Here is a 24,675-nt window from a genome sequence, read left to right on the forward strand (position 1 = left end):
AACCTTCTAGGTTTTTTTGTATGCTCATTTTGTAATTTATTTTAGTATATCGAAATAACACGATATACAAATATCTGTTTATATCGTATTATTTCGATATAAACCAACTTGAGTTATAGTCATGCGATCACTGCAAAATACCAAATTTTCGATTTTAGAATTAGCGCCAGTTCGTGAAGATAAAGATGTTAAATTTTCACTGCAACACGCGCTAGAACTTGCTCAACATGCTGAAAAATTAGGGTATGATCGTTTATGGCTCGCTGAACATCATAATATGGATGGTATTGCTAGCTCTGCAACTGCTGTCATGTTGGGTTATATTTTAGCAAATACAAACAATATAAAAGTGGGTTCAGGTGGCATTATGTTGCCAAACCATGCACCTTTGGTTGTTGCTGAACAATTTGGTACTTTAGCCACGCTTTATCCTGAACGTATTGAACTAGGTTTAGGACGTGCACCTGGTACAGACCAAATGACCATGCGTGCTTTACGTCGCGGTCGCCAAGAAACAGAAGATCAATTTCCAAATGATGTGGTTGAAATTTTACAATATTTTGATGATGTTCAACCAAACCAAAGAATTATTGCGACCCCAGGACAAGGGACTCATGTGCCTGTATGGTTGCTAGGCTCAAGTTTATTTAGCGCACAACTTGCTGCACGTTTAGGACTTCCCTATTCATTTGCCTCACATTTTGCGCCTCGCATGTTAGGGCAAGCGATTCGTTTATATCGTGAAAATTTCCAACCTTCACAATATTTAGAGCAACCTTATGTATCTATGGGTGTACCAACCGTTGTTGCACAAAGTGATGCTGAAGCTGAATATTTGGCAACCAGTGTTTATCAACGTATCCAAAATTTACTTACAGGTCGTAGTATGAAACTTAAAGCGCCTGTCGATACAATGGAAGGTCGCTGGACAGCTGCTGAAAAAATGGCGGTACAAAACTTCTTAGCGATTGCACAAATTGGTTCACAAAGCACAGTTAAACAAGGTTTAGAGCAGCTTTTAGAACAATATGATGTCGATGAGTTTATTTTTACTTGTGATATCTATGACACACAAAAACGTTTAGAAAACTTTGACTTACTGATGCAATTAAAAAAATAATTTAAACCTAAAAGATGCCAAGAGATTTTTTCGTTTGGCATCTTTTTATTTAAAGAGCTCATATTTACTAAACTCCTATAATTTAACATCTATTGCCATCCCTTATTTATCTGTCATCATACAGAATAGAAATAAAATGATAAGGAAAATAACAATGGATCAATACATCAACAAACCTACCCCCGCATTTATTGCAGCAAGTTGGGTTGCCTTATTGGCAGGTGCTTCTGCTTATGCAATTGGTTTATTTAATGCCGATATGTTATTGAATGAAAAAGGTTATTATTTAATTCTCATTTTATATGGTCTATTTTCTGCTGTCTCGTTACAAAAAATTATTCGTGACAAACTCGAAGGCATGCATGTTACCCCAATCTACTTTGCCTTATGTTGGGCATCCGTCATTATTTGTATTGCGCTACTTGCAGTGGGTTTATGGAATGCAAGTCTACAATTGAGTGAAAAAGGTTTTTATATTATGGCTTTTTTACTCAGTTTATTTGGTGCTGTTGCCGTACAGAAAAATATTCGAGACTTAGAATATATCCGCCTTAAATCTGCTCCAGAACTCACCACAAAAATTTTGGAAGAAAATCATAAGGCTCTCGAATTACCACAAGAAACGTATAAAGATGACTAAAAAAAGGATACAATTTTAAGGCAAAATATGCTGTTTCTTACGGTATATTCATCCATAAAAAGAGGTAAAAAATGCCTCTTTTTATATCAATATTGATGATTTATGCTTTTTTGAGTTCATAATTGTATAAAATACCCTCTTCATTATAGTGTAATACAATACTTTTTGACTTTTGAATACGTGACAATTCATCTGTAGTAATTAAAAAATCTTGAGCCAGTATAGATTGACTCACATTCAACACTTTTGGATTATCTCGTTTACGATAACGTAGCCAGTTATAACTCGCCCATAACAACAATGAAGCACAACAGACCACAACAATTAAAGCTAACCATGCAAAGTTATACATTTGCACATTCATTTGTTCAGCAAAAATATAGCTTTGGATCAATCTGCCCTGATACAACCACAAAATCAAACTCAGCAAAGGCAATATAAATAATGTCCACACGAGCCAACCTAATGCTTGAATCGTGTAATTTGTGGCTTTATTTTTGACATATTGAGGCTGATCAATATATTGAGGAATATCCAATTGAGCTGGATTAGTCACAATATTGGAATGGATTTTATTCATTCATTTTCTCCACGAAATCCACGATCTGGACTGACCCATCTCGCTCTTTTTTCTGTGTAAATAATGCTTTAGGAACTGCCACAATGGTCGTTGCAGCGCCTAAAATCCAAAAAAACAATGGGTACCAAATCACCCAAAAATAATTTCTTAAAAATCGATGATCGTCATAACGTTTGTCTATATACAAACTGATGAAAAACTGGATTAGACATGTGATCGCTAAAATGACGCCATACCATTGTGGTAGTAATGATTTAACGTACCACCCTGATGGTAAAGCAACAAATAATCCTACAAAAAACAAAACAACGATCAACAAAATGACATACGCCCAAATCATACTGAGCATTGACTCTAGAGCTACAGGCCACATTTTAAGAGCGCTCACTTTAAAAAGTTGAGGCACATAAGTCCAAAGTACCTCTACGCCACCTTGTGCCCAACGTAAACGCTGCTTCCACAACCCTGTCAAGGTTTCAGGCATATAGATATAGCACAGTGCATTCGGTACATAATGGATATCCCACTTTGCAAGCTGAAGTTTCCATGAAATATCAATATCTTCGGTAATTTTATCATCTGACCAAAAACCAACTTGCTCTAAGGCTGTTTTACGAAAACCTGCAATCACCCCTGAAACTGTAAAAATACGTCCATACGTTCTTTGTGCACGTTTAATTAAACCAATAATAGAAGAAAACTCGCCAACCTGTAATTTTCCTAAAATACTTGAACGGTTTAAAATACGTGGATTGCCTGTTACCGCTCCAACCCGATTAAATTGCGTTAAGTGATGCATCATCCAAATTGCAGCATGTGGATGCAATAAAGCATCACCATCAATACAAATCAGATATTCAAACTGACTCACCATCATGCCTGAACGTAAGGCAAATGCTTTACCTTGATTTTCAGCCAAATGCACCACACGCAACATTGGATATTGTTGTGCCAACTCATCTAAGATCTCGGCAGTACGGTCAGAACTGCCATCATTCACAGCAATAACTTCAAATTTTGAATATTGAGTTTGCAACGCATAACGAATCGTTTCTTTAACTTGTGCTTCTTCGTTAAAACACGGAATAATAATACTGCATCCTTGAGCAGAAACTTCAGGCAATTGCCCTTGTTTATATTCACGTTTAAAGAAAAACCAAAGTCCGCCTATCATCCATGTCCATGCCATCACCAACGGATATAAAAAGGCAAAGAGAAATAAAAACTCTACGCCTGTCATGGTGATTTCCCCTGTGTTTGATAAATAAATGGATTACGATAAGTCAATGGGCTTTGATTTAAACTCAATGGTGTGTATAAAAATTCTTGTACTTGTGCAGCATTATTGAAGTTGTATTGTTCAATCGCTAATTTTTGAATGCCAATTCGTTGCAAAGCAAGAAAATCAGCCTGTATTTTTTGCCAATCTGCTGCCGTTTTTGTAGATTTCACCGTTAAAGTGACTAAAATTTTGGCTTTCTCTGATGCAGTTAAAGCATCAAGCTGTTGAAGCATTTTTTTAAAATCTTGAGCATGATCTAAACTGTTTATTTCAAAATTAAATATATTTGCAGTCGATTGAAATTGATTTAAAAACTGCTGAATTGTTCCATCTGCAAGCTCATCTAACTGAACTTGTAGTGTTAAATTAAACGGATTACTAATATTGCTATAGGTTAAGGCGTATTGAGAAATATCCATCAAAGTTTGTGCAACACGTTTTTGCTGAATGACACAATCTTGTTGAATATTCACCTGAAAAGCACAGTGCAACTTTTGCTCTGTAGTTAAAATAATACCATCCAAGTTACTATTATTTTTAAACAATTGCTCTGAAAGCTGAACAGCCAATTGTGGTTTTTGCTCTTGTAAAGCGTAGGGTAAACGTGCATAAACACGATTAAAAATTCGGGTTTTTGCCTGCCATAATGTTCGATTCATGACATCTTTAGACATGCTTAATGCTGTATTTGGAAAATAGGCATGGTCATAAATACCATCCTGATTTTGATCACCTACGACATTTAAAATCAATGCATTACTCTTTAACGCACTCGTTAAATCTAAAATTTTTCCGAGTTGCTGATCGGCCAATTGATAATTTGATGAAAATTCAGCTAAATCAAAGGACAAAGCACGGATGGGTTCATAACGAATAAAATCTCGATATTGTATTGCATCCATCATTTGCTCAAAAAGATCTTCTGCACTTGGATTATTAACAGCTAAACCACGTTGAAATGTGCCATCTTTGACTTGATTCACGGCATCTGCACCTAAACTAAAAGACAGCGCAAAACCCGCTTTTTGTGCTAAATGCTCAGTTTCTACATTCGTTGCACCATAAGGCCAAACCATTGCAAGTGGGACTTCACCGACCTCTTTAGTTAAAATAGCTTTCGATTGTTTTAGATCTTGAATAATACGTTGCTCATACTCATCTTGCGTTTCATAACGTTTTAATGCCACCAGATATTGTCGTGTAATTGCAGCAGGCTGTTGATTATTCTGTGGGTTTGCTAAAACACCTTGATGCAGATTATGCGAATGACTCGCAAACTCAACCCATCCTGATTGATGCATTTCTCGAACTTGCGCCCAAGTCATCTGATTGCCTTGCCCATATGCTTCATAAATCGCTTTGGTATTACCATTCATCCAACTCGTGACCAAAGCAAATACAACTGGAATTTTATATTGCTTAGCCAAAGGAAAAACACGACTATAATGACTCAATGCCCCATCATCGAAACTGATTAAGATTGCATTTTTCGGCAAAGGTTGACCTTGTTGTCGAGCCTGTAAAATTTGTTTTAAACTGACAGGATGCCAATCTGAGCGTTTTAACCATTCAAAAAATTGAACTAAATTTTGGGTACTGATGGCATACGGATCACGATCACCATTTTTTAACACATCATCCCGTACATCGTGAAAAGTTAAACTCACAAAATGCTGCTGATCAAAAAAAATATTTTGCTGGGTGACTTGAGCAGATTTTACGTGTTGATCATTTGCAAATGCAGGACTAATCACACCAATCAAAACAAAATTGATAAAAATGCGTTTTGAAAACTGTTTAAAACTCATCATCAGAAACGCCCCTCAAAACTTAAATTTCCATACAATTGTTTTTCATATTCACCATCATAGGCATGAATGCCATAACCTAGCCCATAACCCAAAGACCATGTTCTTGATAATTTCCACATGTGTTGATATTGCACATCCATTACAGGTTTAGGGTCAAAACTTTGTTGTTGATACATGCCCATGGTAAAATTAAAACGTTGTGTCAAAGCTTGCTCATAGTTACGCCATGTCAACCAGTCGTGGTTCAAACTGACAGCTAAACTTGAACTTTGTTTGGGGCTAAAATAGGACACCTGATTGGTTTGATTTTTTCCATAGTAGCCACTCACACCTGCTGTGGTGGTGTGGTGAGGGCTTAAAAAAACACGTTGTGAGTAATCTGCTGTCAATTCTTGTCTTAAATTACCATCATTAATATCTGTCAACTGATAAACAGCACCTGCTTGACGAGACTCATTTTCTTTCCATCGAATTCCTACGCCATAAGACTGACCTTCGTGATTTAAGTCTATCGCTTGTAATGGAATATCAGCCTGACTATTGGCTGAAAGTGAATATTGCCAATGATCATTCAATTGATGCGTCCATGCAGCTTCAATACCTTGACGATCACCTTGATGGTTTTGTGAAGCAATGACAGTCAATGACTTTCTCTGATCTTGCCATTCTAGACCAAGCCCATAGCGTTGTTGTTCTAAAGTACCTTGACGAAACTTGCCCCAAATATCCCGATGTTCAGCCAAAATACGATAGTTATCAGCAAACCAAGGAGAATATAAGCTTGTGGTCATTTCACGATCTTGAGAACCTTTTAAACCTTGTATAAGCTCATTTTGATCTGAACGACTGCGAGAAAAACGACTATTGTGCTGAATCGTGGCATGATCACGATCTTCTAACGCTTTACGACTTTTAATAACACTACTGTCTTCAGCATAGTCTTGCATGAGCTGATTGGTTTGCTGACGCCATGTTTGTACATCACCTAAAGCTTGTGCATTTTGCATGGTATTAATTTTTGTTTGCTTAGAAACAGGCTGTAATCCATTTAAACGCGCTAAAGTTTGCGCTGCTTGTTCAGGTTTATCACGCCAACGTTGAATTCTAGCAAGCTGATTTAGCCCGTCTTCTGTATTCGAAGTTTTTTCCACCAAACCTTCAAAATAAGGTTCAGCAATATCTAAACGATTACTATATGCCCAGTTTAAACCACGCAAACCAATATATTGTGTACGATCAGCATGAACCGATTTATCTACACCTTTAGCTTGACTGTATTGAAATGTAGGCAATAAATGATCTATTTCTTTAATAAGTTGATTTGCCTGATCATATTTTTCTTGTTCAAGCAATGAATAATAAAATGCGCTATAGACATTCATATCCGAATAGTTTTTTTCAGTCATTAATGTTCGATACAACTGTTCGGCTTGTGCTGATTGACGTTCAGCTAAATAAGCATCAGCAATTGCCTGTCGAGCATATGCAGGCATGGTCGTTACCGCAGGCAATTGCACATGCTGTAAGAGATCAAGTACAGTTTTAGATTTACCCCTGACACTTAAAGCATATATATAGTCATAATAAAAACGATTAAAAAACGGTGCTGTAAATGTATATTCATTGGCAAGATGCTCAGCACCTAACAACACTACATCCAACATTTCATAACTTTTTGTATCAGACTCACCACGACGTGATAAATACTGTGAACGCTTAATCGCACTTTCAATCTGCTGAGCAAAATTTCCCAATATAATCTGCTGATTTAAGTTTGGATCCCAGTCCGTTTTGGGATATTTTTCAATCACTTCTATGGCTTGCTGATAACTCCCCAAAGCCATTAATGTATTGACATATTCTTTTTGAATATTTGTATCTTTAGGTTGTTTTTCATAAGCATATTGCACCGCATGTAAAGCTTCAGCCGTTTGTCCAAGTATTCGATAACTATATGAAACCTGCATGAGTTGCTCAGCGGATAGCTGTTTTAAACTCATTTTTTGCAAAACTGCCAATGCTTGTTTTTTCTGTTGATTTTCACTCAACAAAATGGCTTTTAAAATATTGACGTGTAACTGATTTTTCTGTTGAAACGGTTCAAATTGTTGCAGTAAAAGCAATGCTTGGTTAAATAACTTTTGATCGCGTAAAAGTTTCACCACACTCAACTGTGCATACTCTGGAAATTGAGTCACCTGAATCCGCTGCGTCAGCTTTAATAAAGTCGCGGCATCCAATGGATGTACTGTATTTACAGACAATAAATAATCAGCTAAAACCTTTTGATCCTGTGGATATTTTTGCAACAATTGTTCAAGTGCAACGATGCCTTTCTGAGTCTGACCATTTTTAATATACAACACCGCCTGTTCTCTTAAAGTATCAGGTGTTGCTGCATATGACGTTTGTAATCCTAAATATAAAAATAAGCCCACTGGCAAAAAATAATATGAATATTGCATAACTCATTCTTAAATTAAAGTGTGATATAAATCTCATTTCAATGATTTTAAGCAATAAAAAACCATACACTGTTAACTTATGTGCACACATTAATCTTGTTATTTTCAAATTATTTTATTAGATATCAATAAATTAATTTTATCTAAAATGTCTACTTTTCAATCAAGTTAATTTTTTTGTAAAATTAGCACACTTTTTTGTATAGTAAATTTTAAAAAACAATCAATAAATATTTCACAATATGACAAATAATACGACATTTATTTGCATTTAAATCATATAAAAAACCATAAGATGATCACAAAACTTTAATTATATGATAATAAAATTCACATAAATTTTACAACAAAAACAAAATATTAATACATTCAATCAAAAAAAATACGATATTTTTCTCACTTTTTAGAAACTTTGTTAAACCATACATTTTAAATAATTTTTAAGTTTGAACGGCCATTACAAAAAATAATAACCAAGTAAAATCATAAGATTAATTTACTTTCAATGTTATTTCTTCAGAAAAAAATACAATTTCCCTGAGTGAATTGCATTATTTTCAATCACTTCGTTTATATATTTTTTTAAAAAAAGTACTTTAGATTTATATCTTTTTCTGCAAAGACATCTAAAAATAGGATTTATTTGAATCTAATCGACTTATAATTTGCTTATTATTAATACAATATTCATATGAATAAATGAGGTATTTTTTATAACTCAATGACAAATTTAACCAACTAAAAAACTTGCCATTGAGCTTCATTCAAACCATTTATTGATTTAAATATCTATTTAAAATTTACTTTAAACACACAGCTTTAAGTGTATTTTTTAATCAAAGCTTAAACTAATTATCCAATGCGACGCTTCAATCCTGTCATTTGTAAAACACGTGTTGAAATTTCTTCAATTGACATCTCAGACACATTGAGATACTTGATCCCTTCTGAAATATAAATCCCTTCAACTGCACGTAATTCCATCTGACATTGAGAAAAACTGGCATAGCGACTATTTGCCTTGCGTTCTGTACGAATTGCCACTAAACGATCCGCATCAATCATTAAACCAAACAGCTTATGCTTATGCTCTCTAAGCACCGCAGGCAAACGATTATCGTCTAAATCTTCTTCTGTTAAAGGATAGTTTGCAACGCGAATTCCAAACTGTAATGACAGGTAAATAGATGTCGGTGTTTTGCCTGAACGTGATACCCCAATCAGAATCAAATCTGCTTTGTCATAGTGTCTTGTACGTGCACCATCATCATTGTCTAAAGCAAAATGAACCGCATCAATACGTGCCTTATATGACTCAGAATCAGTCACTGCATGGGTCTGTCCGACTAAAGTTGTAGGCTGAGTGCCTAAAACATCTGACAATTTGCTAATAAGCCCTTCAAAAACATCAAGATTTACAGCATTTGCTGTATTAATAATATCACGAACATAAGGGTCAACTAAGGTATCAAATACCAATGGCTGCTGACCATCTTTTTCAGCACTTTTATTAATCTCCTCCACCACACTCATTGCAGCTTCTTCAGAGGTAATATAGGGAATGATATGGATATCAAACTTTACATGCGGAAATTGCGCTAATAACGAGTGCCCAAGGGTTTCAGCAGTAATGGCAGTACCATCCGAAATAAAAAATACGCTACGCTTTATTTGGTTACTTTCTGACATTAAAATTCTCCTCAAACATTTGTCTTAGCGATGTATAATCTTTATAGTAAACCCATCTTACATGACTATCACTTAGTTGAATCAAAATGCTAAGTTTTTTGTTATAATTTGATGCCAAGATAGTGATTAATACTGCATAAGTGGAGCAACAACTTTGGAAGCACGCGTAATCGGTCTAGAAAAACTAGGGAAACACGACGTTGAGATCGTGGGTGGTAAAAACTCTTCTCTTGGAGAAATGATTAGCCATTTAGCAAATGCTGGCGTATCAGTTCCAGGTGGATTTGCAACAACTGCTGCTGCATATCGCGAATTCCTTGAACAAAGTGGTTTAAATGCCAAAATTTCTGCAGAATTGAAGCAACTCAATGTTGATGATGTTAACGCACTTGCTGAAACGGGTGCAAAAATCCGTCAATGGATCGTAGATACTCCACTTACTCCTAGCCTTGAGCAAGAAGTTCGCACTGCTTTTGCTGAACTTTCTAAAGGCAATCCAGATATTGCTGTTGCTGTTCGTTCATCTGCAACTGCTGAAGATTTACCAGATGCTTCATTTGCAGGACAACAAGAAACTTTCTTAAATATTCGCGGTATCGACAATATTCTTATTGCGATTAAAGAAGTGTTCGCATCACTTTATAATGACCGTGCGATTGCTTACCGTGTACACCAAAACTTTGACCATGACATCGTTGCCCTTTCTGCGGGTATTCAACGTATGGTTCGCTCTGAAACTGGTGCTGCGGGTGTTATGTTTACACTTGATACAGAATCTGGTTTCCGTGAAGCAGTATTTATTACAGCTTCTTACGGCTTGGGCGAAATGGTCGTTCAAGGTGCTGTAAACCCTGACGAATTCTATGTTTCTAAACCATTACTTCGCAATGGCAAACATGCTGTGATCCGTCGTAATCTTGGTTCTAAACACCAAAAAATGATTTATGGCGAAGAAGGTTCAGCAGGTAAATCTGTTGTTGTTGTAGATGTAGAAAAAGCTGAACGTCAACAATTTGCTTTAAATGACTTAGAACTTCAAGAACTTGCTAAACAAGCACTCATCATTGAAGAACATTATCAAGCACCGATGGATATCGAGTGGGCGAAAGATGGTGATGACGGTCAAATCTATATCGTTCAGGCTCGCCCTGAAACAGTAAAAAGCCGTGAAAATGTCGGCACAATGGAACGCTACCTGCTTAAGCAAAAAGGCACAGTTCTTTGTGAAGGTCGTTCAATTGGTCAACGTATTGGTTCTGGTAAAGTCCGTATCGTGACGTCGATTAAAGAAATGGACAAAGTGCAAGACGGTGATGTACTTGTATCTGACATGACTGACCCAGATTGGGAACCAGTCATGAAACGTGCTGCTGCAATTATCACGAATCGTGGTGGTCGTACTTGCCACGCAGCGATTATTGCACGTGAATTAGGCGTACCTGCGATTGTAGGTTGTGGTAATGCAACTGAAGTTCTAACTGATGGTCAAGAAGTTACTGTTTCTTGTGCTGAAGGTGATACAGGTTTCATCTATGAAGGTGCGTTAGATTTCGAAATCCAACGTAACTCTATCGAATCAATGCCTGCACTTCCGTTCAAAATCATGATGAACGTTGGTAACCCTGACCGTGCATTTGACTTTGCTCAAATTCCAAACGAAGGTATTGGTCTTGCACGTTTAGAATTCATCATCAACCGTATGATTGGTGTGCATCCTAAAGCATTATTGAACATTGACAGCTTACCACGTGAAACTCGTGCTGCTGTTCTAGCACGTACTGCGGGTTACTCTTCTCCTATCGAATTCTATGTCGAAAAATTGGTTGAAGGTATTTCTACACTTGCTTCAGCATTTGCAGATAAACCTGTTATTGTTCGTATGTCTGATTTCAAATCAAACGAATATGCAAACTTAATTGGCGGTAAACTTTACGAGCCAGAAGAAGAAAACCCAATGCTGGGCTTCCGTGGCGCAAGTCGTTATGTTTCTGACAACTTCCGTGACTGTTTTGAGCTTGAATGCCGTGCCTTGAAAAAAGCACGTGACGAAATGGGCTTAACCAATATTCAAATCATGATTCCTTTCGTACGTACAGTATCTGAAGCGAAACGTGTAATTGAATTACTTGCTGCAAATGGTTTAAAACGCGGTGAAAATGGTCTTAAAGTGATCATGATGTGTGAATTACCAACAAACGCATTATTGGCTGAACAATTCCTTGAACACTTTGATGGTTTCTCTATCGGTTCAAATGACTTAACTCAGTTAACGCTTGGTTTAGACCGTGACTCTGGTATTGTTTCTCACCTATTTGACGAACGTGATGCTGCGGTTAAAACATTGTTAGCTATGGCAATCCATGCTTGTCGTAAAGCAGGTAAATATGTAGGTATCTGTGGTCAAGGTCCTTCAGATCATCCTGATCTTGCACAATGGTTAATGGATCAAGGCATTGAGTCTGTTTCTTTAAACCCAGACTCTGTTTTAGATACTTGGTTCTTCCTTGCTGAAGAAAAGACTAAACAAGTTTAATAAAACATGTTAAAAAAGACCCTTTCGTAGGGTCTTTTTTTCATCTACGATTTTTATATTTAGATTTATTTTGAGAATTGAGCTTTATGCAAATTTACTTGGCGAGAAATAACCAACAAGCTGGTCCATATACTGTCGAACAACTCAATCAAATGCTTGCAAGCCAACAAGTACTCTTGACTGATTTGGCTTGGCACCAAGGTATGACTAAATGGAAAGCACTTGGTGAATTAACACAAGGTAAACTTGTATATGAACCTACGGGCTATATCAGCTCTACTCCAACATACAACCCAAATCCTTTTCAAGAGAACTCAGAAGTTTCGCTCAACAAACAACAAAGCCAGACCGAACTTGCGCCAATTTCATCACGTGTGTTAGCAAAAATCATTGATATGCTGTTGTGGCTTCCTGCTGCCTATATTCCAATGACCTATTTAAAACCAGAACAGCTTCAACAACTGGTTGACATCCAAGCAAAAATGCAATCTAAAGTTTCTGCCGCTGAAGCAACCAAACTACAAGAGCAATTTATCATGATGTTTCCTATGGAAGCATGGCAAATGATGGGGCTATATATTGTCATCATGCTCGCAATACAGGGATTTCTTGTTTTCAAATCTGGGCAAAGTATAGGCAAAAAATTAGCAAAAATTAAAATTGTAGATATGAATAATGGGCAACAAGTCTCAGGAAATCGCTCATTTTTAATTCGCTCAGTACTTTTTACACTCTTTACAATTATTTCACTTCCTTTATTCCCTCTGTTTTCACTGATTGATTACATTTTTGCAATTAACCAAAACCGCCAAACATTACATGATAAGTTGGCTAAGACCAAAGTCATCAAGCAATAATTTTTATGTTTTTTACAAAGGGTGCTTTCGCATCCTTTTTTTACAATATAACTTTGATTTATAAACATAAAGTTGAAAATTCACATATAAATCCGAGTAAAAAAATTGGTTTTTATTACAGTTATTTAAAGCCTGTTTACATATAGCTAAGTTTGCCGATATGAGGCATAATGCCCTACAACGTCTGGGTGTCAGATCATTGAGAATGTTTACTATTTGTAATTAATAGTCATTTTCAATCATGCGACACTTTAATCGCTATCCCATATTTAATAGGGAATGGGACTCTTCACCGAGGTTGTAAAATGAGACAAACGATTTTAGCTGTATTGTCTTTATCTACGCTAGCTGCACTCTTAACTGGGTGTGGTGGTGATATGGTACTTCTAAACTCTAAAGGTCCAGTTGCACAAGGTCAGTCAGACCTCATGATGACTGCGATTTACTTAATGCTTTTGGTCGTAATTCCTTCGATCATCATGGCATTATGGTTTGGTTGGAAATATCGCGCGTCGAATAAAGATGCAGACTATAAACCTACATGGGCACACTCAACTGCAATTGAAATTGTAGTATGGGGCGTTCCTGTCATTATTATTGGTATTCTTGCGTATTTAACATGGTGGGGCTCACATAAATATGACCCATACCGTCCGCTTGAATCAGAGAAAGCACATTTAGATATTCAGGTTATTGCTGAACAGTTTAAATGGGTATTTATCTATCCTGAGCAACAAATTGCAACTGTTAACGAAGTTCGTTTTCCTGAAAAAACACCTGTTAGCTTTAAAATTACTTCTAACTTTACAATGAACTCTTTCTTCATTCCTAAGTTAGCGGGTCAAATTTACGCAATGGCGGGTATGCAAACTCAACTCCATGTATTAGCAGATGAAACTGGTGAATACCGTGGCTTCTCTTCTAACTATAGTGGTTATGGCTTTACACAAATGCGCTTTAAAGCACATAGTGTGACTGAAGCGGATTTCAACAATTGGGTTGCAGCAGTTAAAGCAGGTAACGGAACTTCAGTAAACCCTGAAGCTCAACAAAAAACTGTTTTAGATGCAGCAGAATTTGCAACGCTTAAAGATGGTGACCGTTCTAAGCACCAAATTGAAGCAATGCTTAAAAATGCGCATACTCCAGAAGAAAAAGCAAAAGCAGAAGAAGCTGAACGTAAAGGTCCATTCCCTACTAAGCCTCATCCTGTAACTTACTATTCTTCAGTTGAGCCTAATTTGTTCGAAAGCATTATCAACAAATACATGAGTAACTATCATGGTGCAGATCACTCTTCACCTGCTAGTCATGCTGAAACTGTTGGTGCTGAACATGCAACTGCTTCAGTAGAGGAATAAGACATGTCGGTATTATTCGGTAAACTCAACTGGGACTCGATCCCATATCAAGAGCCTATCGTTCTAATTACCATGATTATCATGGCAATTGGTGCTGCTGCGCTTCTTGGTGGTATTACCTATTTTAAAAAATGGGGCTACCTGTGGAATGTATGGTTTACATCTGTAGACCATAAAAAAATTGGTATCATGTATATCATTGTATCCGTTGTCATGTTAATTCGTGGTTTCGCAGATGCAATCATGATGCGTCTTCAACTGTTCCTTGCAAAAGGTGGCGGTGAAGGTTACTTACATCCTGACCATTACGATCAAATCTTCACTGCACACGGCGTGATCATGATTTTCTTCGTAGCAATGGGTCTGGTTGTTGGTATGATGAACATCGCTGTACCACTTCAAATTGGTGCACGTGACGTTGCTTTCCCATTATTAAACTCTCTTAGCTTCTGGTTATTTGCTGGTGCTGCTGGTTTGATGATGGCATCACTTGTATTAGGTGAATTTGCTGCAACAGGTTGGATGGCTTACCCTCCTCTTTCTGGTATTCAGTATTCTCCTGGTGTTGGTGTTGACTACTATATTTGGGCACTACAGATTTCAGGTCTAGGTACACTTTTAACTGGTGTTAACTTCTTTGTTACCATTATTAAAATGCGTGCGCCTGGCATGGGTCTTATGGATATGCCGATCTTTACATGGACTGCACTTTGTACAGCCGTATTGATCATTGCATCATTCCCTGTGTTAACTGCAACAATTGCAATGTTGACACTTGACCGTTACTTCGATTTCCACTTCTTCACAAATGAGCTAGGCGGTAGCCCAATGCTTTACGTGAACTTGATTTGGACTTGGGGTCACCCAGAAGTATATATTCTGATTTTACCTGCTTTTGGTTTATATTCAGAAATCGTTTCAACTTTCTCTCGCAAAACATTGTTTGGTTACAAATCAATGGTATATGCGACTATCGCGATCACAGTACTTGCGTTCGTGGTATGGTTACACCACTTCTTTACAATGGGTGCTGGTGCCAACGTTAACGCGTTCTTCGGTATCATGACCATGATTATTGCGATCCCTACAGGTGTGAAAATCTTCTCTTGGTTATTCACCATGTATAAAGGTCGTATTACATTTACATCACCAATGTACTGGACACTTGGCTTCCTTGTGACTTTCGGTATCGGTGGTTTAACTGGTGTATTAATGGCTGTTCCACCAGCTGACTTCTTAGTACACAACTCATTATTCTTGATTGCTCACTTCCATAACGTAATTATTGGTGGTGTGGTATTCGGTATGTTCGCAGGGATCACTTTCTACTGGCCAAAAATGTTTGGTTGGAAGTTAAATGAAACTTGGGGCAAAGCTTCTTTCTGGTTCTGGTTCTTCGGTTTCTATTTTGCATTCATGCCACTTTATATCCTTGGTTTCATGGGTATGACTCGTCGTTTGAACACATATGACAACCCTGAATGGGACCCATACCTTGCAATTGCGTTCTTCGGTTCAGTACTTGTTGCTATTGGTATCTTCTGTTTCGTTATGCAAGTTGTTGTAGGCTTCTTACAACGCGAAAACAACATGGATCATACAGGTGACCCATGGGATGGTCGTGTTCTTGAATGGTCTACTTCATCTCCTGCGCCATTCTATAACTTTGCTCACCTTCCAAAAATCAATGGTATTGATACTTTCTGGAGCGACAAAGAAAATGGTGTAGCATATGCGCGTCCAACGAAATATGAAGACATTCATATGCCTACAGACCGTGCGGCTGGTTTCGTTATTGCAATGCTATTAACTGTTATGGGCTTAGCGCTTGTATGGCATGTTTGGTGGCTTGTAATTGTAACTTTCGTTGGTGCGATCATCAGCTTCATCGTAAGTTCATTTACGAAGAAAGTAGATTACTATGTACCTGCTGCGGAAGTAGAACGTATCGAAAACGAGCGTTATGCTTTACTTGAAAAACACTTGAAGAAGGACTAAGGATATGGCTGAAGTACTTCATCACGACAACCACGGACATGATGAACATCATCACGATGATACTGACATCACCGTCTTTGGTTTTTGGACATACTTGATGAGTGACTTGATTTTATTCGGTACACTCTTCATCGCGTTCGCTGTATTAAGCAGTCATATTCCACCTGGAACACCAAGCGCAAAAGATCTTTTTGGTGAGTCTTTAGGTTTCGTTTTAACTGAAACTTTTGCTCTCTTAATTTCTTCTGTAACTTTTGGTTTTGCAGTACTTGCTTCTTACAAAAAGAATGTTAGCCAAGTTTTACTTTGGTTAGCAATCACTTGGATCTTTGGTGCATCATTCATTGGTATGGAACTTTATGAGTTTAATCATTTAGTTCATGCTGGTCACGGACCAAGCACAAGTGCGTTTTTATCTGCATTCTTTACTCTAGTTGGTACGCATGGTATTCACGTAACTTCTGGTTTAGTTTGGATGATCGTGTTAATGATTCAAATCAAGAAAAATGGTTTGACAACTATTAACACTCGTCGTCTTGCTTGCCTAAGCTTGTTCTGGCACTTCCTTGACATCGTTTGGATCTGTGTATTCAGCGTCGTTTACTTAATGGGAGTTATCTAATGAGTCATGATCATAATTCTGCAGGTGCTTCGCATGGTAATGTGAAACAATATACAATTGGTTTTATTGTTTCTGTATTACTAACCATCGTTCCATTTTATATGGCTATGCACCCTGCTGACTTTGGTCGCGGTGCAATTGTTGCAACAATTGCCATTACTGCGGTTGCTCAGGTTCTTGTTCAATTAGTCTTCTTCTTGCACATGAACTCTTCATCAGAGCAACGCTGGAACGTGATTGCATTTGTATATACGATTCTATGTATTGCAGTTCTTCTTATCGGTTCTGTATGGGTCATGAACTACTTACATTCAAACATGATGCTCTAGGGTGTCATGTTGAAGAAATATTTATTCCTGACTAAGCCAGGAATTCTCTTCGGTAACTTCGTTACCACTTTGGGCGGCTTCTTCCTAGCCGCTCAAGGTTCTGTAGATTTCCTCTTACTTCTCATCACACTATTAGGTACAACTCTGGTTGTTGCCTCTGGCTGTGTTGTGAATAATGTCATTGACCAAGACATTGACCAAAAAATGCAACGTACGATGAATCGTGCATTAGTCAAAAAAACGATTAGCCCAACAGTTGCTCTGATCTTTTCAGCAGTACTGGGTCTATTGGGTTTTGGCTTGTTGTGGTTTTTTGTCAACGCCTATGCATTTGGCTTTGCTCTATTAGGCTTTGTCGTTTATGTCGTGTTCTATAGTCTTTGGACAAAACGTACCACCATTCAACAAACAGTGATTGGTAGTATCTCAGGTGCAAGTCCTCCTGTGATCGGCTATACGGCTGTTGCTCATGAATTTGATGTTGCTGCGTTATTAATTTTTTTAGCGTATGCATTTTGGCAAATGCCACATTCATGGGGAATTGCAATTTATCGCTTCGATGACTATAAGAATGCAGGTATACCCATCCTACCCGTAGCACGTTCCATCTATCGCACAAAAGTTGAAAGTTTGATTTATGTGATCTTATTTGCAGCAGTGTTAAATGGTTTGTATTGCTTTGGCTATACCAATATTTTCTTCTTAATTACTTTTAATGCGCTCTGTGCGTATTGGGTATATTTATCAATTATTGGCTTTAAAGCAGAAAATGACCAAGCTTGGGCAAAACGCTATTTCTTATATTCTGTCATTTTAATTACAGCATTAAGTTTTAGTTTCAGCTTTAGTTATGTGTCCCCTGCGCCACATTTACCCCTTTTTTAAAAGATAGAGTTCTCTCTATCTTTTCTTAATGGCGGTACAGCATCACACTTTTCAGCCTACCCATACACTTGCTATGATATTTGTCATCATTACAAATCTATAACTCGTGTATGAATCTTAAATCCTCTTTTCAATCTATTATCTTCTTTCAAATCTTGGTATTAAATGTTTGACTCATGTATTCATGGGGTGATCATTGAAAGTATCCAAAAAATTAAAAATATCTATTATTTTTGATTAAAATAAAAATCTCATTTTCAGCACTTGCAGGCTATTTATGTACGATAAAAAAATTATTAAAATTCTCAATAAAATATACAGTTATAGCAATAATTATGACTACGATCATAACAATAAAACTTATACTTTTCATATTCCAGAAAAATTATCAGAAAATGAAAAAATGTTACTCAATCAATCAGGTTTGGAGTTCAATAAAATTGAATACTTTGAACATGACAGCATGATTAAAAAACTAAAAATGTTAAGTCAACTCCCTGAAATGGAAGATAAAGTGAACGCTTTGTTCATCAAAGCTATAGGACAAGGTTTTCATCGTGGCTTACAACCTATAATCAGTTATGCTTTTGCTAAAAATGTGCCTGAACATGATTTTACGCCAATCGAAAAAGGAGACCGTGAACTGTCAGAAGCAACATGGCCTTGTAAAGTTTGCGGTTTACCTCGTTCTTCATGGGAAAATTCGTCTTGCAATCTTTTTCATTTTTATATTGGTTACTGTCGTTTAGGTGCTTATCATGAAATCCTCACCGACTTAGAAGAAATTCAACATTTTCCTAAAGAAAACATTCAACCAGAAGATCTCAGCGTATTTAAACAACTCATAGAAATTATTCAACTTGCTGAGCCAAAAGAAACGCCTTCTGAACTCATTAATCGCATTTCCAAAGCAAAAATTTTGCAAGGAAGTAATTTGACTACACGAACATGGTTGATTCGAATTTTGGCAGAACTTGGAATTTTAAAAAATGAGTTAGCACCTGAATATAGTGTCTATTTTAATTTTTTAGGTCATGATGAATTTTTAAAACTTGAAAAAATTGTATATGCTCAAGCACCTAATCAGCGCAGCGAAGTAAGTTTTCCCATTTCACTCTGGCGTGGAAGTTCAGGTATCAACATAGCTCGACTTCATCAATTTTTAGAAAAATTTGAGCAGTTAATTGAACCATCAACCTAAAATGTATACAAAGGAAAAATTATATATGTGTAGATTTGGTCAATGTCTATTGTTGTTAAAAAAGCTATGTTCAAATTTATTTCAAAGATCAATCATTTTACCATCTGAGGATGAAACTGATGTCAAACTCTCCCATTAAAGTGATCGCTTTTGATGTCTTTGGTACATTAGCAAAAATTACAGAAAAAACCTCACCTTATAAAAAACTAATCCATTGGCTACATCAACAAGGACATACAGCTCATGTCAATGATGCTGTAACTGTTATGTCAATTCATGGTGATTTTGAGGATATCGCGGCACATTTTGGTTATCACATCCCTGCGCCATTACTCACTGAGTTAAATGCTGATCTTGAATTTGAACTCAAGCAAATCCAACTTTTTGATGACACACTTTCAACATTACAACAACTTAAAACTCAAGGTTATACGATTGTACTCTGCTCTAACTCAGCACACCCTTATGGCATATATATTTCAACATTAATTCCAATAGTTGACCTATATGCATGGAGTTATGAAGTCCATGCATGTAAACCTGATCCTAAAATATATCAATATGTTATAGATCAAATCCACTGTAAACCTGAAGAAGTTTTATTTATTGGTGATACTCCTCTTGCAGATGTTGAAGGTCCTCGCCATTTTGGTATGACAGCAAGACTGATCAACCGTAAAAAAGGACAACAACTCACTGAAATATTAGCTGATTTGCTATAATTAGGCTAAAAAATATTCTTTCTATTCTATTGAGTTTTTTGCTCATCGTCATAGCACTCTTTTTTCCAAAAAGATGAATATTAAATTGTGTTTAGCCACAAACTTACCTATAATGGGCGCTCGCAATTTTTGCGACACAATTTGTTAACTTGCTTCAAGTTAACGCTGATTGTGACTCCTTGCTTCAATTTTTAATTAAATTGGGGCTGCATAAACCGTAAGGAGCTGACAATGCGTCACTACGAAATCGTAATTCTGGTACACCCAGACCAAAGCGATCAAGTGGTAGGTATGGTAGAACGCTATATCTCTCACATTAAAGATGCTGAAGGTCAAATTCACCGTCTTGAAGATTGGGGCCGTCGCCAATTGGCTTACCCAATTAACAAAATTCACAAAGCGCACTACATTTTAATGAACGTTGAATGTAATCAAACTACGCTTAACGAATTAGAAGAATTATTCCGTTACAACGATGCTATCCTTCGTAACGTAATTATTCGTCGTGAAAACGCTATCACTGAAGAGTCTTTATTGGCTAAGAGTGCTGAAGAAAAACGTGCGCGTAAAGCTCAACGTGAAGAAGCACAACAAGCTCAAGACTCTGCTGAAGCATAAGGAGAACCTCAATGGCACGTTTTTACCGTCGTCGCAAGTTCTGCCGCTTTACAGCTGAGAACGTTACGTACATCGACTACAAAGATATCGACACTTTAAAACAGTACATCACTGAAAACGGCAAGATTGTTCCTAGCCGTATTACAGGTACTAAAGCTCGTTACCAACGTCAATTAGCGCTTGCTATTAAACAAGCTCGCTATTTAGCGTTGATTCCTTACACTGACAATCATAAGTGAGGTTGAGCTGTGGATATTATCTTATTACAACGCATTAAAAACCTTGGTAAATTAGGCGATAAAGTTTCAGTTAAAGCTGGTTACGGCCGTAACTTCCTTATCCCTCAAGGTAAAGCAGTTGCTGCGACTGAAGCAAATACTGCTGCTTTCGAAGCTCGTCGTGCAGAACTTGAAAAAGCTGAAGCTGAAATTTTAGCTGCTGCTCAAGCACGTGCTGATCAATTGAACGAAGTAAACATCGTTATCACTGCGAAAGCTGGTGATGAAGGTAAATTATTCGGTTCAATCGGTACTCGTGACATCGCTGACGCGTTAACGAATGCTGGTCTTGAAGTAGACCGCGCAGAAGTTCGTTTACCTAACGGTGCGCTTCGTAACACTGGTGAATTCAACATCGCAATCCAATTGCATCATGATGTTGTTGCAGAAGTTCTCGTTACTATCGTATCTGAGTAATTTCGTACCAAAAAAAAGAGCATACTTTTGTATGCTCTTTTTTTATCTGCTATTTCTATCTAGTTATCATTTTTTATTTAGCATTATTTAGCTTTCACCCCATGATTTAGGTTATCCTCTTAACCTATTTTAAATAAATTGAGTCATCCTTGACTGGTTTAAATTAAAGGTTTTTTATTTTATGTCTCAGGCAACTGCCGCAGCTTCTGCAAATACTTTTAACAAAGATGCCAAGTCAACTGACGCCTCGCAACAATTAAAAGAATTTCGTACACCACCCCACAACTTGTCAATTGAACAAGCGGTGCTGGCTGCCTTAATGACTGTGGCTGAATCTTTTGAGCAAGTCAGTGATGTGTTGAATGAAAATGATTTCTATGCAACACGCCATAAATATATTTTTCGTGCCATTGAACAACTCAATAAAGAAAGTTCGCCTTATGATGCAGTTTTAGTCAATGACTGGCTCATTAAACAAAATCTTTTAGAGGCAATTGGGGGTGAAGAATATTTAATGCAACTTATGGCAGATTCGCCTGCAAGCTTTTACAACCTTGAAACTTACGCCACTAAAATTCGTGAATTTGCGACTTTAAGAAATATGATTAAAGTTGGTAATGAAATTTTACAGAATGCTTATGACACCAAAGGTCGTGAGGTGAGTGAAATTTTAGATTTAGCAGAAACTAATATTTTCTCGATCGCTGAGCAACATAATAATAATGCCAAAGCACAAGGTCCAAAGCCGATTACCTCTGTAGTTGCTGATGTCTTTGATAAGCTCAATGAGCTTTCTCAACTCGAAGGTAATATTACAGGTTTAACCACAGGTTTTGTTGAACTTGATAATAAAACGTCGGGTATGCAAGCAGGTGATATGATCATCGTAGCGGCACGTCCATCTATGGGTAAAACGACTTTTGCCATGAATCTTGTCGAAAGTGTGCTGTTTAATTGCGACTTACCTGCTTTGGTTTTTTCGATGGAAATGCCTGCTGACTCGATTGCTATGCGTTTGATTTCTTCTTATGGCAAAGTACACCAAGGGCATTTACGTTCAGGTAAACTCGATGGCGATGAATGGTCTAAAGTTACAGGGACTATTTTACAGCTTCAAGAGAAACATCTGTATATTGATGACTCCTCTGCCCTCCCTCCAACTGAAATGCGCGCACGTGCAAGACGTATTGCCAAACAACATGGCGGCAAACTCGGCTGTATCATGGTCGATTATCTACAATTAATGAAAGTACCTGGTATGGGCGATAACCGTGTTGGCGAGATTGGTGAGATTTCACGAAGCCTAAAAGCTTTGGCTAAAGAAATGATGTGTCCTGTGATTGCTTTATCACAGCTCAACCGTTCTTTAGAGAATCGTCCAAATAAGCGTCCTGTCATGTCAGACTTACGTGAATCAGGTGCGATCGAGCAAGATGCCGATTTGATTATGTTTATTTACCGTGATGAGGTTTATAACAAAGAATCAAAAGAAGCTGGAACAGCCGAAATTATTATCGGTAAACAACGTAATGGTCCTATTGGTTCTGTTCGTTTAGCCTTTGAAGGTCAATATACCCGTTTTAGTAATTTATCACCTGAATATTACGCACAATATGACGATGGAGAGTAATGCATTATTGCTCTTCTTTGCTTAAATTTTTATCATTAAAACCATAATTTAAAGCTATTTAATAATTTATTCCACCAATGTAGAAACCCTGAAAGCTGTTGAATATTTTGCTGTGTATCATTCACAACGGCTTTTGGAAATGCTGCATTTAATTGCTGACAATTTGGATATTTTTGCTGTAGTTTTTTCAAATAATCGTTTTGGTCATATTGGATAAAACCATCTAAAATTCCAATTGTTTTACCATCTGTATATTCACAACTTGAACGATTACGATCCCATGCAAAAAAAGATGTCACGGGCTTAGAAATACTTAAACGATCATTTTGGCAACTTAACATTGCAAATGAAGCAATTTGATATTGTTCAGGTTTAGTGCCATCGGGTGTATAGGCTAAACCAATGATTAAACTATCTTTTGCAATATTTTGACTGGAAAATTCACTTTGCCATTGTTTAGGTTTTGCATACCTAAATTGATCAATCCAAGAACGGAAAATAAATTGATCTGCACTTAGTTGAACTGAAAAAATTGTACGATCATCCTGCATGGCTTGAGAGCTTTGGAAACGCGCAATAAAAACATCATCAGGCGTATGTGGCATACAGGCTAAAGCTTGCTTGATAGTCAACGCTCCAAGTAACAGCATGTACAATAAATTTTTAAGTTGTACAGCATAAAACTGAGTCAAAAATAATTTAAAAATTAAGTATTTCCTCTTCTTTAATAACTTTGAATAACGGTTTTCTGTTTTATTTTTGGAAAATTTTCATCATGATCAATAGGAAAACAAATGTTCTCCTATTTTTAAAACATCTAATGATTAGCTTTATGCTACCACTAAAGCAGTTTTTAAACTTTCAATGTTACCACGCCAATCATCATAGTCTTCTGTTTCCTTCCAAAGCTCATTCAGTTCAGAGTCTTCTCCCAAAACCAAATCTAATGCAGTTTGTGCATTTTTTAATAAATCTGCTGAAGGTTGTAGATTGACTGCTTGCACCCATTCATCAACTTTTTTTGTATATCCATCATTTTGTGTGCCTTTACCCAATAGTTTTGCTAAAACTTCGGCTGCTGCAACAATCACAAAACCATCATCAGCTTCAAGATATTCATCTGCATTTTCAATCGCTCTGGAAAATGTGTTCGACAATAGACTTTCATCTTTTGTTTCTTCTAAACGATAAATCCAATCTAAGGCATCATCATTACCAAAAGGCTCATGTGACCAAGCACCCATTTTTATTCCTCTTTTATTTATAATCGTCAATCATGCAAAAACGATAATGCATAACCTAGAAACTACAATAGCAGTAATTTTTTGCTTTTATTTTGCAAAATGTAAATATAAGTTTAGAACTTTAATATGTTTTTTAAATGTATAACTATTTTTCTTTTACTTGTTGCTTTTATTGTTAAATTTAAAATCTAAAAATGAAAGGAAAAGATAAAAATTTGCGTTTTTTCGATATAAATACGTGAAATCATTTAAAAGATAAATGTCGATGTCTATTTAACTTTGATCGGCTTACAATAGTACCGTTTTAGAAATTCAATGATCAATTTCATTTTCCCCTTATAAAATATCTTTTTAACTATATTTTATATTTACCTTCTTACAGGAGTCTTTCGG

Annotated in this window: 21 protein-coding genes and 1 pseudogene; 15 read left to right on the forward strand and 7 right to left on the reverse strand. The window is 36.7% G+C overall.

Annotated elements, in window-relative coordinates; all coding sequences use genetic code 11:
* Positions 1-121: 121 nt before the first annotated feature.
* Positions 122-1,120: an LLM class flavin-dependent oxidoreductase gene (locus tag C9E89_RS06070; RefSeq protein ID WP_107007368.1), complete on the forward strand. Its 999-nt coding sequence runs from the start codon at positions 122-124 to the stop codon at positions 1,118-1,120.
* Positions 1,121-1,274: 154 nt separating this feature from the next.
* Positions 1,275-1,760 (forward strand): inner membrane protein YiaA, encoded by a 486-nt coding sequence (yiaA, locus tag C9E89_RS06075; protein WP_107007369.1) that lies wholly within the window; start codon positions 1,275-1,277, stop codon positions 1,758-1,760.
* A gap of 100 nt (positions 1,761-1,860) precedes the next feature.
* Here yiaA and pgaD read toward each other — a convergent pair whose 3' ends face one another.
* The 5 genes and pseudogenes from pgaD to ppsR all read right to left on the reverse strand — a co-directional run bounded on the left by pgaD (position 1,861) and on the right by ppsR (position 9,587).
* Positions 1,861-2,340 carry a poly-beta-1,6-N-acetyl-D-glucosamine biosynthesis protein PgaD gene (gene pgaD, locus C9E89_RS06080; RefSeq protein WP_107007370.1) on the reverse strand — a complete coding sequence of 160 codons (480 nt, stop codon included), beginning with the start codon at positions 2,338-2,340 and terminating at the stop codon, positions 1,861-1,863.
* Positions 2,337-3,580 (reverse strand): annotated as a pseudogene (gene pgaC, locus C9E89_RS06085) (poly-beta-1,6-N-acetyl-D-glucosamine synthase). The gene pgaD and the pseudogene pgaC overlap by 4 nt, the downstream one beginning before the upstream one ends.
* Positions 3,577-5,433, reverse strand: coding sequence for a poly-beta-1,6-N-acetyl-D-glucosamine N-deacetylase PgaB (gene pgaB, locus C9E89_RS06090; RefSeq protein ID WP_107007371.1), 1,857 nt, complete (start codon positions 5,431-5,433; stop codon positions 3,577-3,579). The pseudogene pgaC and the gene pgaB overlap by 4 nt, the downstream one beginning before the upstream one ends.
* Positions 5,433-7,898 carry a poly-beta-1,6 N-acetyl-D-glucosamine export porin PgaA gene (gene pgaA, locus C9E89_RS06095; protein ID WP_107007372.1) on the reverse strand — a complete coding sequence of 822 codons (2,466 nt, stop codon included), beginning with the start codon at positions 7,896-7,898 and terminating at the stop codon, positions 5,433-5,435. The genes pgaB and pgaA overlap by 1 nt, the downstream gene beginning before the upstream one ends.
* Before the next feature lie 852 nt (positions 7,899-8,750).
* Entirely contained in the window at positions 8,751-9,587 is an 837-nt protein-coding gene (ppsR, locus tag C9E89_RS06100; RefSeq protein WP_107007373.1) for a posphoenolpyruvate synthetase regulatory kinase/phosphorylase PpsR, read from the reverse strand.
* A 154-nt stretch (positions 9,588-9,741) separates the two neighbouring features.
* Here ppsR and ppsA point away from each other — a divergent pair, with 154 nt between their 5' ends.
* From ppsA to dnaB, 13 genes are all read left to right on the forward strand, one after another.
* On the forward strand, positions 9,742-12,120 hold the full coding sequence (gene ppsA, locus C9E89_RS06105; protein ID WP_107007374.1) for a phosphoenolpyruvate synthase: 2,379 nt from the start codon (positions 9,742-9,744) through the stop codon (positions 12,118-12,120).
* A gap of 86 nt (positions 12,121-12,206) precedes the next feature.
* A complete protein-coding gene (locus C9E89_RS06110; RefSeq protein WP_107007375.1) occupies positions 12,207-12,977 on the forward strand; it encodes an RDD family protein in 771 nt (256 codons plus the stop codon).
* 305 nt (positions 12,978-13,282) lie between these two features.
* A complete protein-coding gene (cyoA, locus tag C9E89_RS06115; protein WP_107007376.1) occupies positions 13,283-14,338 on the forward strand; it encodes a ubiquinol oxidase subunit II in 1,056 nt (351 codons plus the stop codon).
* 3 nt (positions 14,339-14,341) lie between these two features.
* Entirely contained in the window at positions 14,342-16,336 is a 1,995-nt protein-coding gene (gene cyoB / locus C9E89_RS06120) for a cytochrome o ubiquinol oxidase subunit I (RefSeq protein ID WP_107007377.1), read from the forward strand.
* A gap of 4 nt (positions 16,337-16,340) precedes the next feature.
* Positions 16,341-16,958: a cytochrome o ubiquinol oxidase subunit III gene (cyoC, locus tag C9E89_RS06125; protein ID WP_107007378.1), complete on the forward strand. Its 618-nt coding sequence runs from the start codon at positions 16,341-16,343 to the stop codon at positions 16,956-16,958.
* Positions 16,958-17,287, forward strand: coding sequence for a cytochrome o ubiquinol oxidase subunit IV (cyoD, locus tag C9E89_RS06130; RefSeq protein WP_107007379.1), 330 nt, complete (start codon positions 16,958-16,960; stop codon positions 17,285-17,287). Before cyoC ends, cyoD begins: the two co-directional genes overlap by 1 nt.
* A gap of 6 nt (positions 17,288-17,293) precedes the next feature.
* Positions 17,294-18,172 (forward strand): heme o synthase, encoded by an 879-nt coding sequence (gene cyoE / locus C9E89_RS06135; RefSeq protein ID WP_107007380.1) that lies wholly within the window; start codon positions 17,294-17,296, stop codon positions 18,170-18,172.
* 277 nt (positions 18,173-18,449) lie between these two features.
* A complete protein-coding gene (locus tag C9E89_RS06140) occupies positions 18,450-19,373 on the forward strand; it encodes a hypothetical protein (RefSeq protein WP_107007381.1) in 924 nt (307 codons plus the stop codon).
* A 119-nt stretch (positions 19,374-19,492) separates the two neighbouring features.
* A complete protein-coding gene (locus C9E89_RS06145; RefSeq protein WP_107007382.1) occupies positions 19,493-20,095 on the forward strand; it encodes an HAD family hydrolase in 603 nt (200 codons plus the stop codon).
* Positions 20,096-20,326: 231 nt separating this feature from the next.
* On the forward strand, positions 20,327-20,713 hold the full coding sequence (rpsF, locus tag C9E89_RS06150; protein ID WP_035267614.1) for a 30S ribosomal protein S6: 387 nt from the start codon (positions 20,327-20,329) through the stop codon (positions 20,711-20,713).
* Positions 20,714-20,724: 11 nt separating this feature from the next.
* On the forward strand, positions 20,725-20,952 hold the full coding sequence (rpsR, locus tag C9E89_RS06155) for a 30S ribosomal protein S18 (protein WP_004719336.1): 228 nt from the start codon (positions 20,725-20,727) through the stop codon (positions 20,950-20,952).
* A 9-nt stretch (positions 20,953-20,961) separates the two neighbouring features.
* The gene (gene rplI / locus C9E89_RS06160) at positions 20,962-21,408 is read left to right on the forward strand and encodes a 50S ribosomal protein L9 (protein WP_107007383.1); all 447 of its coding nucleotides are present in this window, start codon (positions 20,962-20,964) and stop codon (positions 21,406-21,408) included.
* 181 nt (positions 21,409-21,589) lie between these two features.
* Positions 21,590-23,038 carry a replicative DNA helicase gene (gene dnaB / locus C9E89_RS06165; protein ID WP_107007384.1) on the forward strand — a complete coding sequence of 483 codons (1,449 nt, stop codon included), beginning with the start codon at positions 21,590-21,592 and terminating at the stop codon, positions 23,036-23,038.
* A 35-nt stretch (positions 23,039-23,073) separates the two neighbouring features.
* On the opposite strand, the gene C9E89_RS06170 is transcribed toward dnaB, so the two are convergent.
* Both C9E89_RS06170 and C9E89_RS06175 read right to left on the reverse strand, forming a co-directional pair.
* Positions 23,074-23,670: a hypothetical protein gene (locus tag C9E89_RS06170; RefSeq protein WP_322887899.1), complete on the reverse strand. Its 597-nt coding sequence runs from the start codon at positions 23,668-23,670 to the stop codon at positions 23,074-23,076.
* A gap of 198 nt (positions 23,671-23,868) precedes the next feature.
* On the reverse strand, positions 23,869-24,282 hold the full coding sequence (locus C9E89_RS06175; RefSeq protein WP_107007386.1) for a DUF4259 domain-containing protein: 414 nt from the start codon (positions 24,280-24,282) through the stop codon (positions 23,869-23,871).
* Positions 24,283-24,675: the final 393 nt, after the last annotated feature.

It is taken from the genome of Acinetobacter sichuanensis (assembly GCF_003024515.2).
Classification (GTDB): Bacteria; Pseudomonadota; Gammaproteobacteria; order Pseudomonadales; family Moraxellaceae; genus Acinetobacter; species Acinetobacter sichuanensis.

Bases quoted from the DNA above. Each gene is read 5' to 3' on its own strand.
- dnaB (WP_107007384.1), top strand. From the start codon at position 21,590: ATGTCTCAGGCAACTGCCGCAGCTTCTGCAAATACTTTTAACAAAGAT.
- cyoC (WP_107007378.1), top strand. From the start codon at position 16,341: ATGGCTGAAGTACTTCATCACGACAACCACGGACATGATGAACATCAT.
- rpsR (WP_004719336.1), top strand. From the start codon at position 20,725: ATGGCACGTTTTTACCGTCGTCGCAAGTTCTGCCGCTTTACAGCTGAG.
- ppsR (WP_107007373.1), bottom strand. From the start codon at position 9,587: ATGTCAGAAAGTAACCAAATAAAGCGTAGCGTATTTTTTATTTCGGAT.
- pgaA (WP_107007372.1), bottom strand. From the start codon at position 7,898: ATGCAATATTCATATTATTTTTTGCCAGTGGGCTTATTTTTATATTTA.
- cyoB (WP_107007377.1), top strand. From the start codon at position 14,342: ATGTCGGTATTATTCGGTAAACTCAACTGGGACTCGATCCCATATCAA.
- C9E89_RS06140 (WP_107007381.1), top strand. From the start codon at position 18,450: ATGTACGATAAAAAAATTATTAAAATTCTCAATAAAATATACAGTTAT.
- rpsF (WP_035267614.1), top strand. From the start codon at position 20,327: ATGCGTCACTACGAAATCGTAATTCTGGTACACCCAGACCAAAGCGAT.
- C9E89_RS06110 (WP_107007375.1), top strand. From the start codon at position 12,207: ATGCAAATTTACTTGGCGAGAAATAACCAACAAGCTGGTCCATATACT.
- C9E89_RS06070 (WP_107007368.1), top strand. From the start codon at position 122: ATGCGATCACTGCAAAATACCAAATTTTCGATTTTAGAATTAGCGCCA.
- cyoE (WP_107007380.1), top strand. From the start codon at position 17,294: ATGTTGAAGAAATATTTATTCCTGACTAAGCCAGGAATTCTCTTCGGT.
- cyoA (WP_107007376.1), top strand. From the start codon at position 13,283: ATGAGACAAACGATTTTAGCTGTATTGTCTTTATCTACGCTAGCTGCA.
- pgaD (WP_107007370.1), bottom strand. From the start codon at position 2,340: ATGAATAAAATCCATTCCAATATTGTGACTAATCCAGCTCAATTGGAT.
- C9E89_RS06145 (WP_107007382.1), top strand. From the start codon at position 19,493: ATGTCAAACTCTCCCATTAAAGTGATCGCTTTTGATGTCTTTGGTACA.
- cyoD (WP_107007379.1), top strand. From the start codon at position 16,958: ATGAGTCATGATCATAATTCTGCAGGTGCTTCGCATGGTAATGTGAAA.
- pgaB (WP_107007371.1), bottom strand. From the start codon at position 5,433: ATGATGAGTTTTAAACAGTTTTCAAAACGCATTTTTATCAATTTTGTT.
- yiaA (WP_107007369.1), top strand. From the start codon at position 1,275: ATGGATCAATACATCAACAAACCTACCCCCGCATTTATTGCAGCAAGT.
- C9E89_RS06175 (WP_107007386.1), bottom strand. From the start codon at position 24,282: ATGGGTGCTTGGTCACATGAGCCTTTTGGTAATGATGATGCCTTAGAT.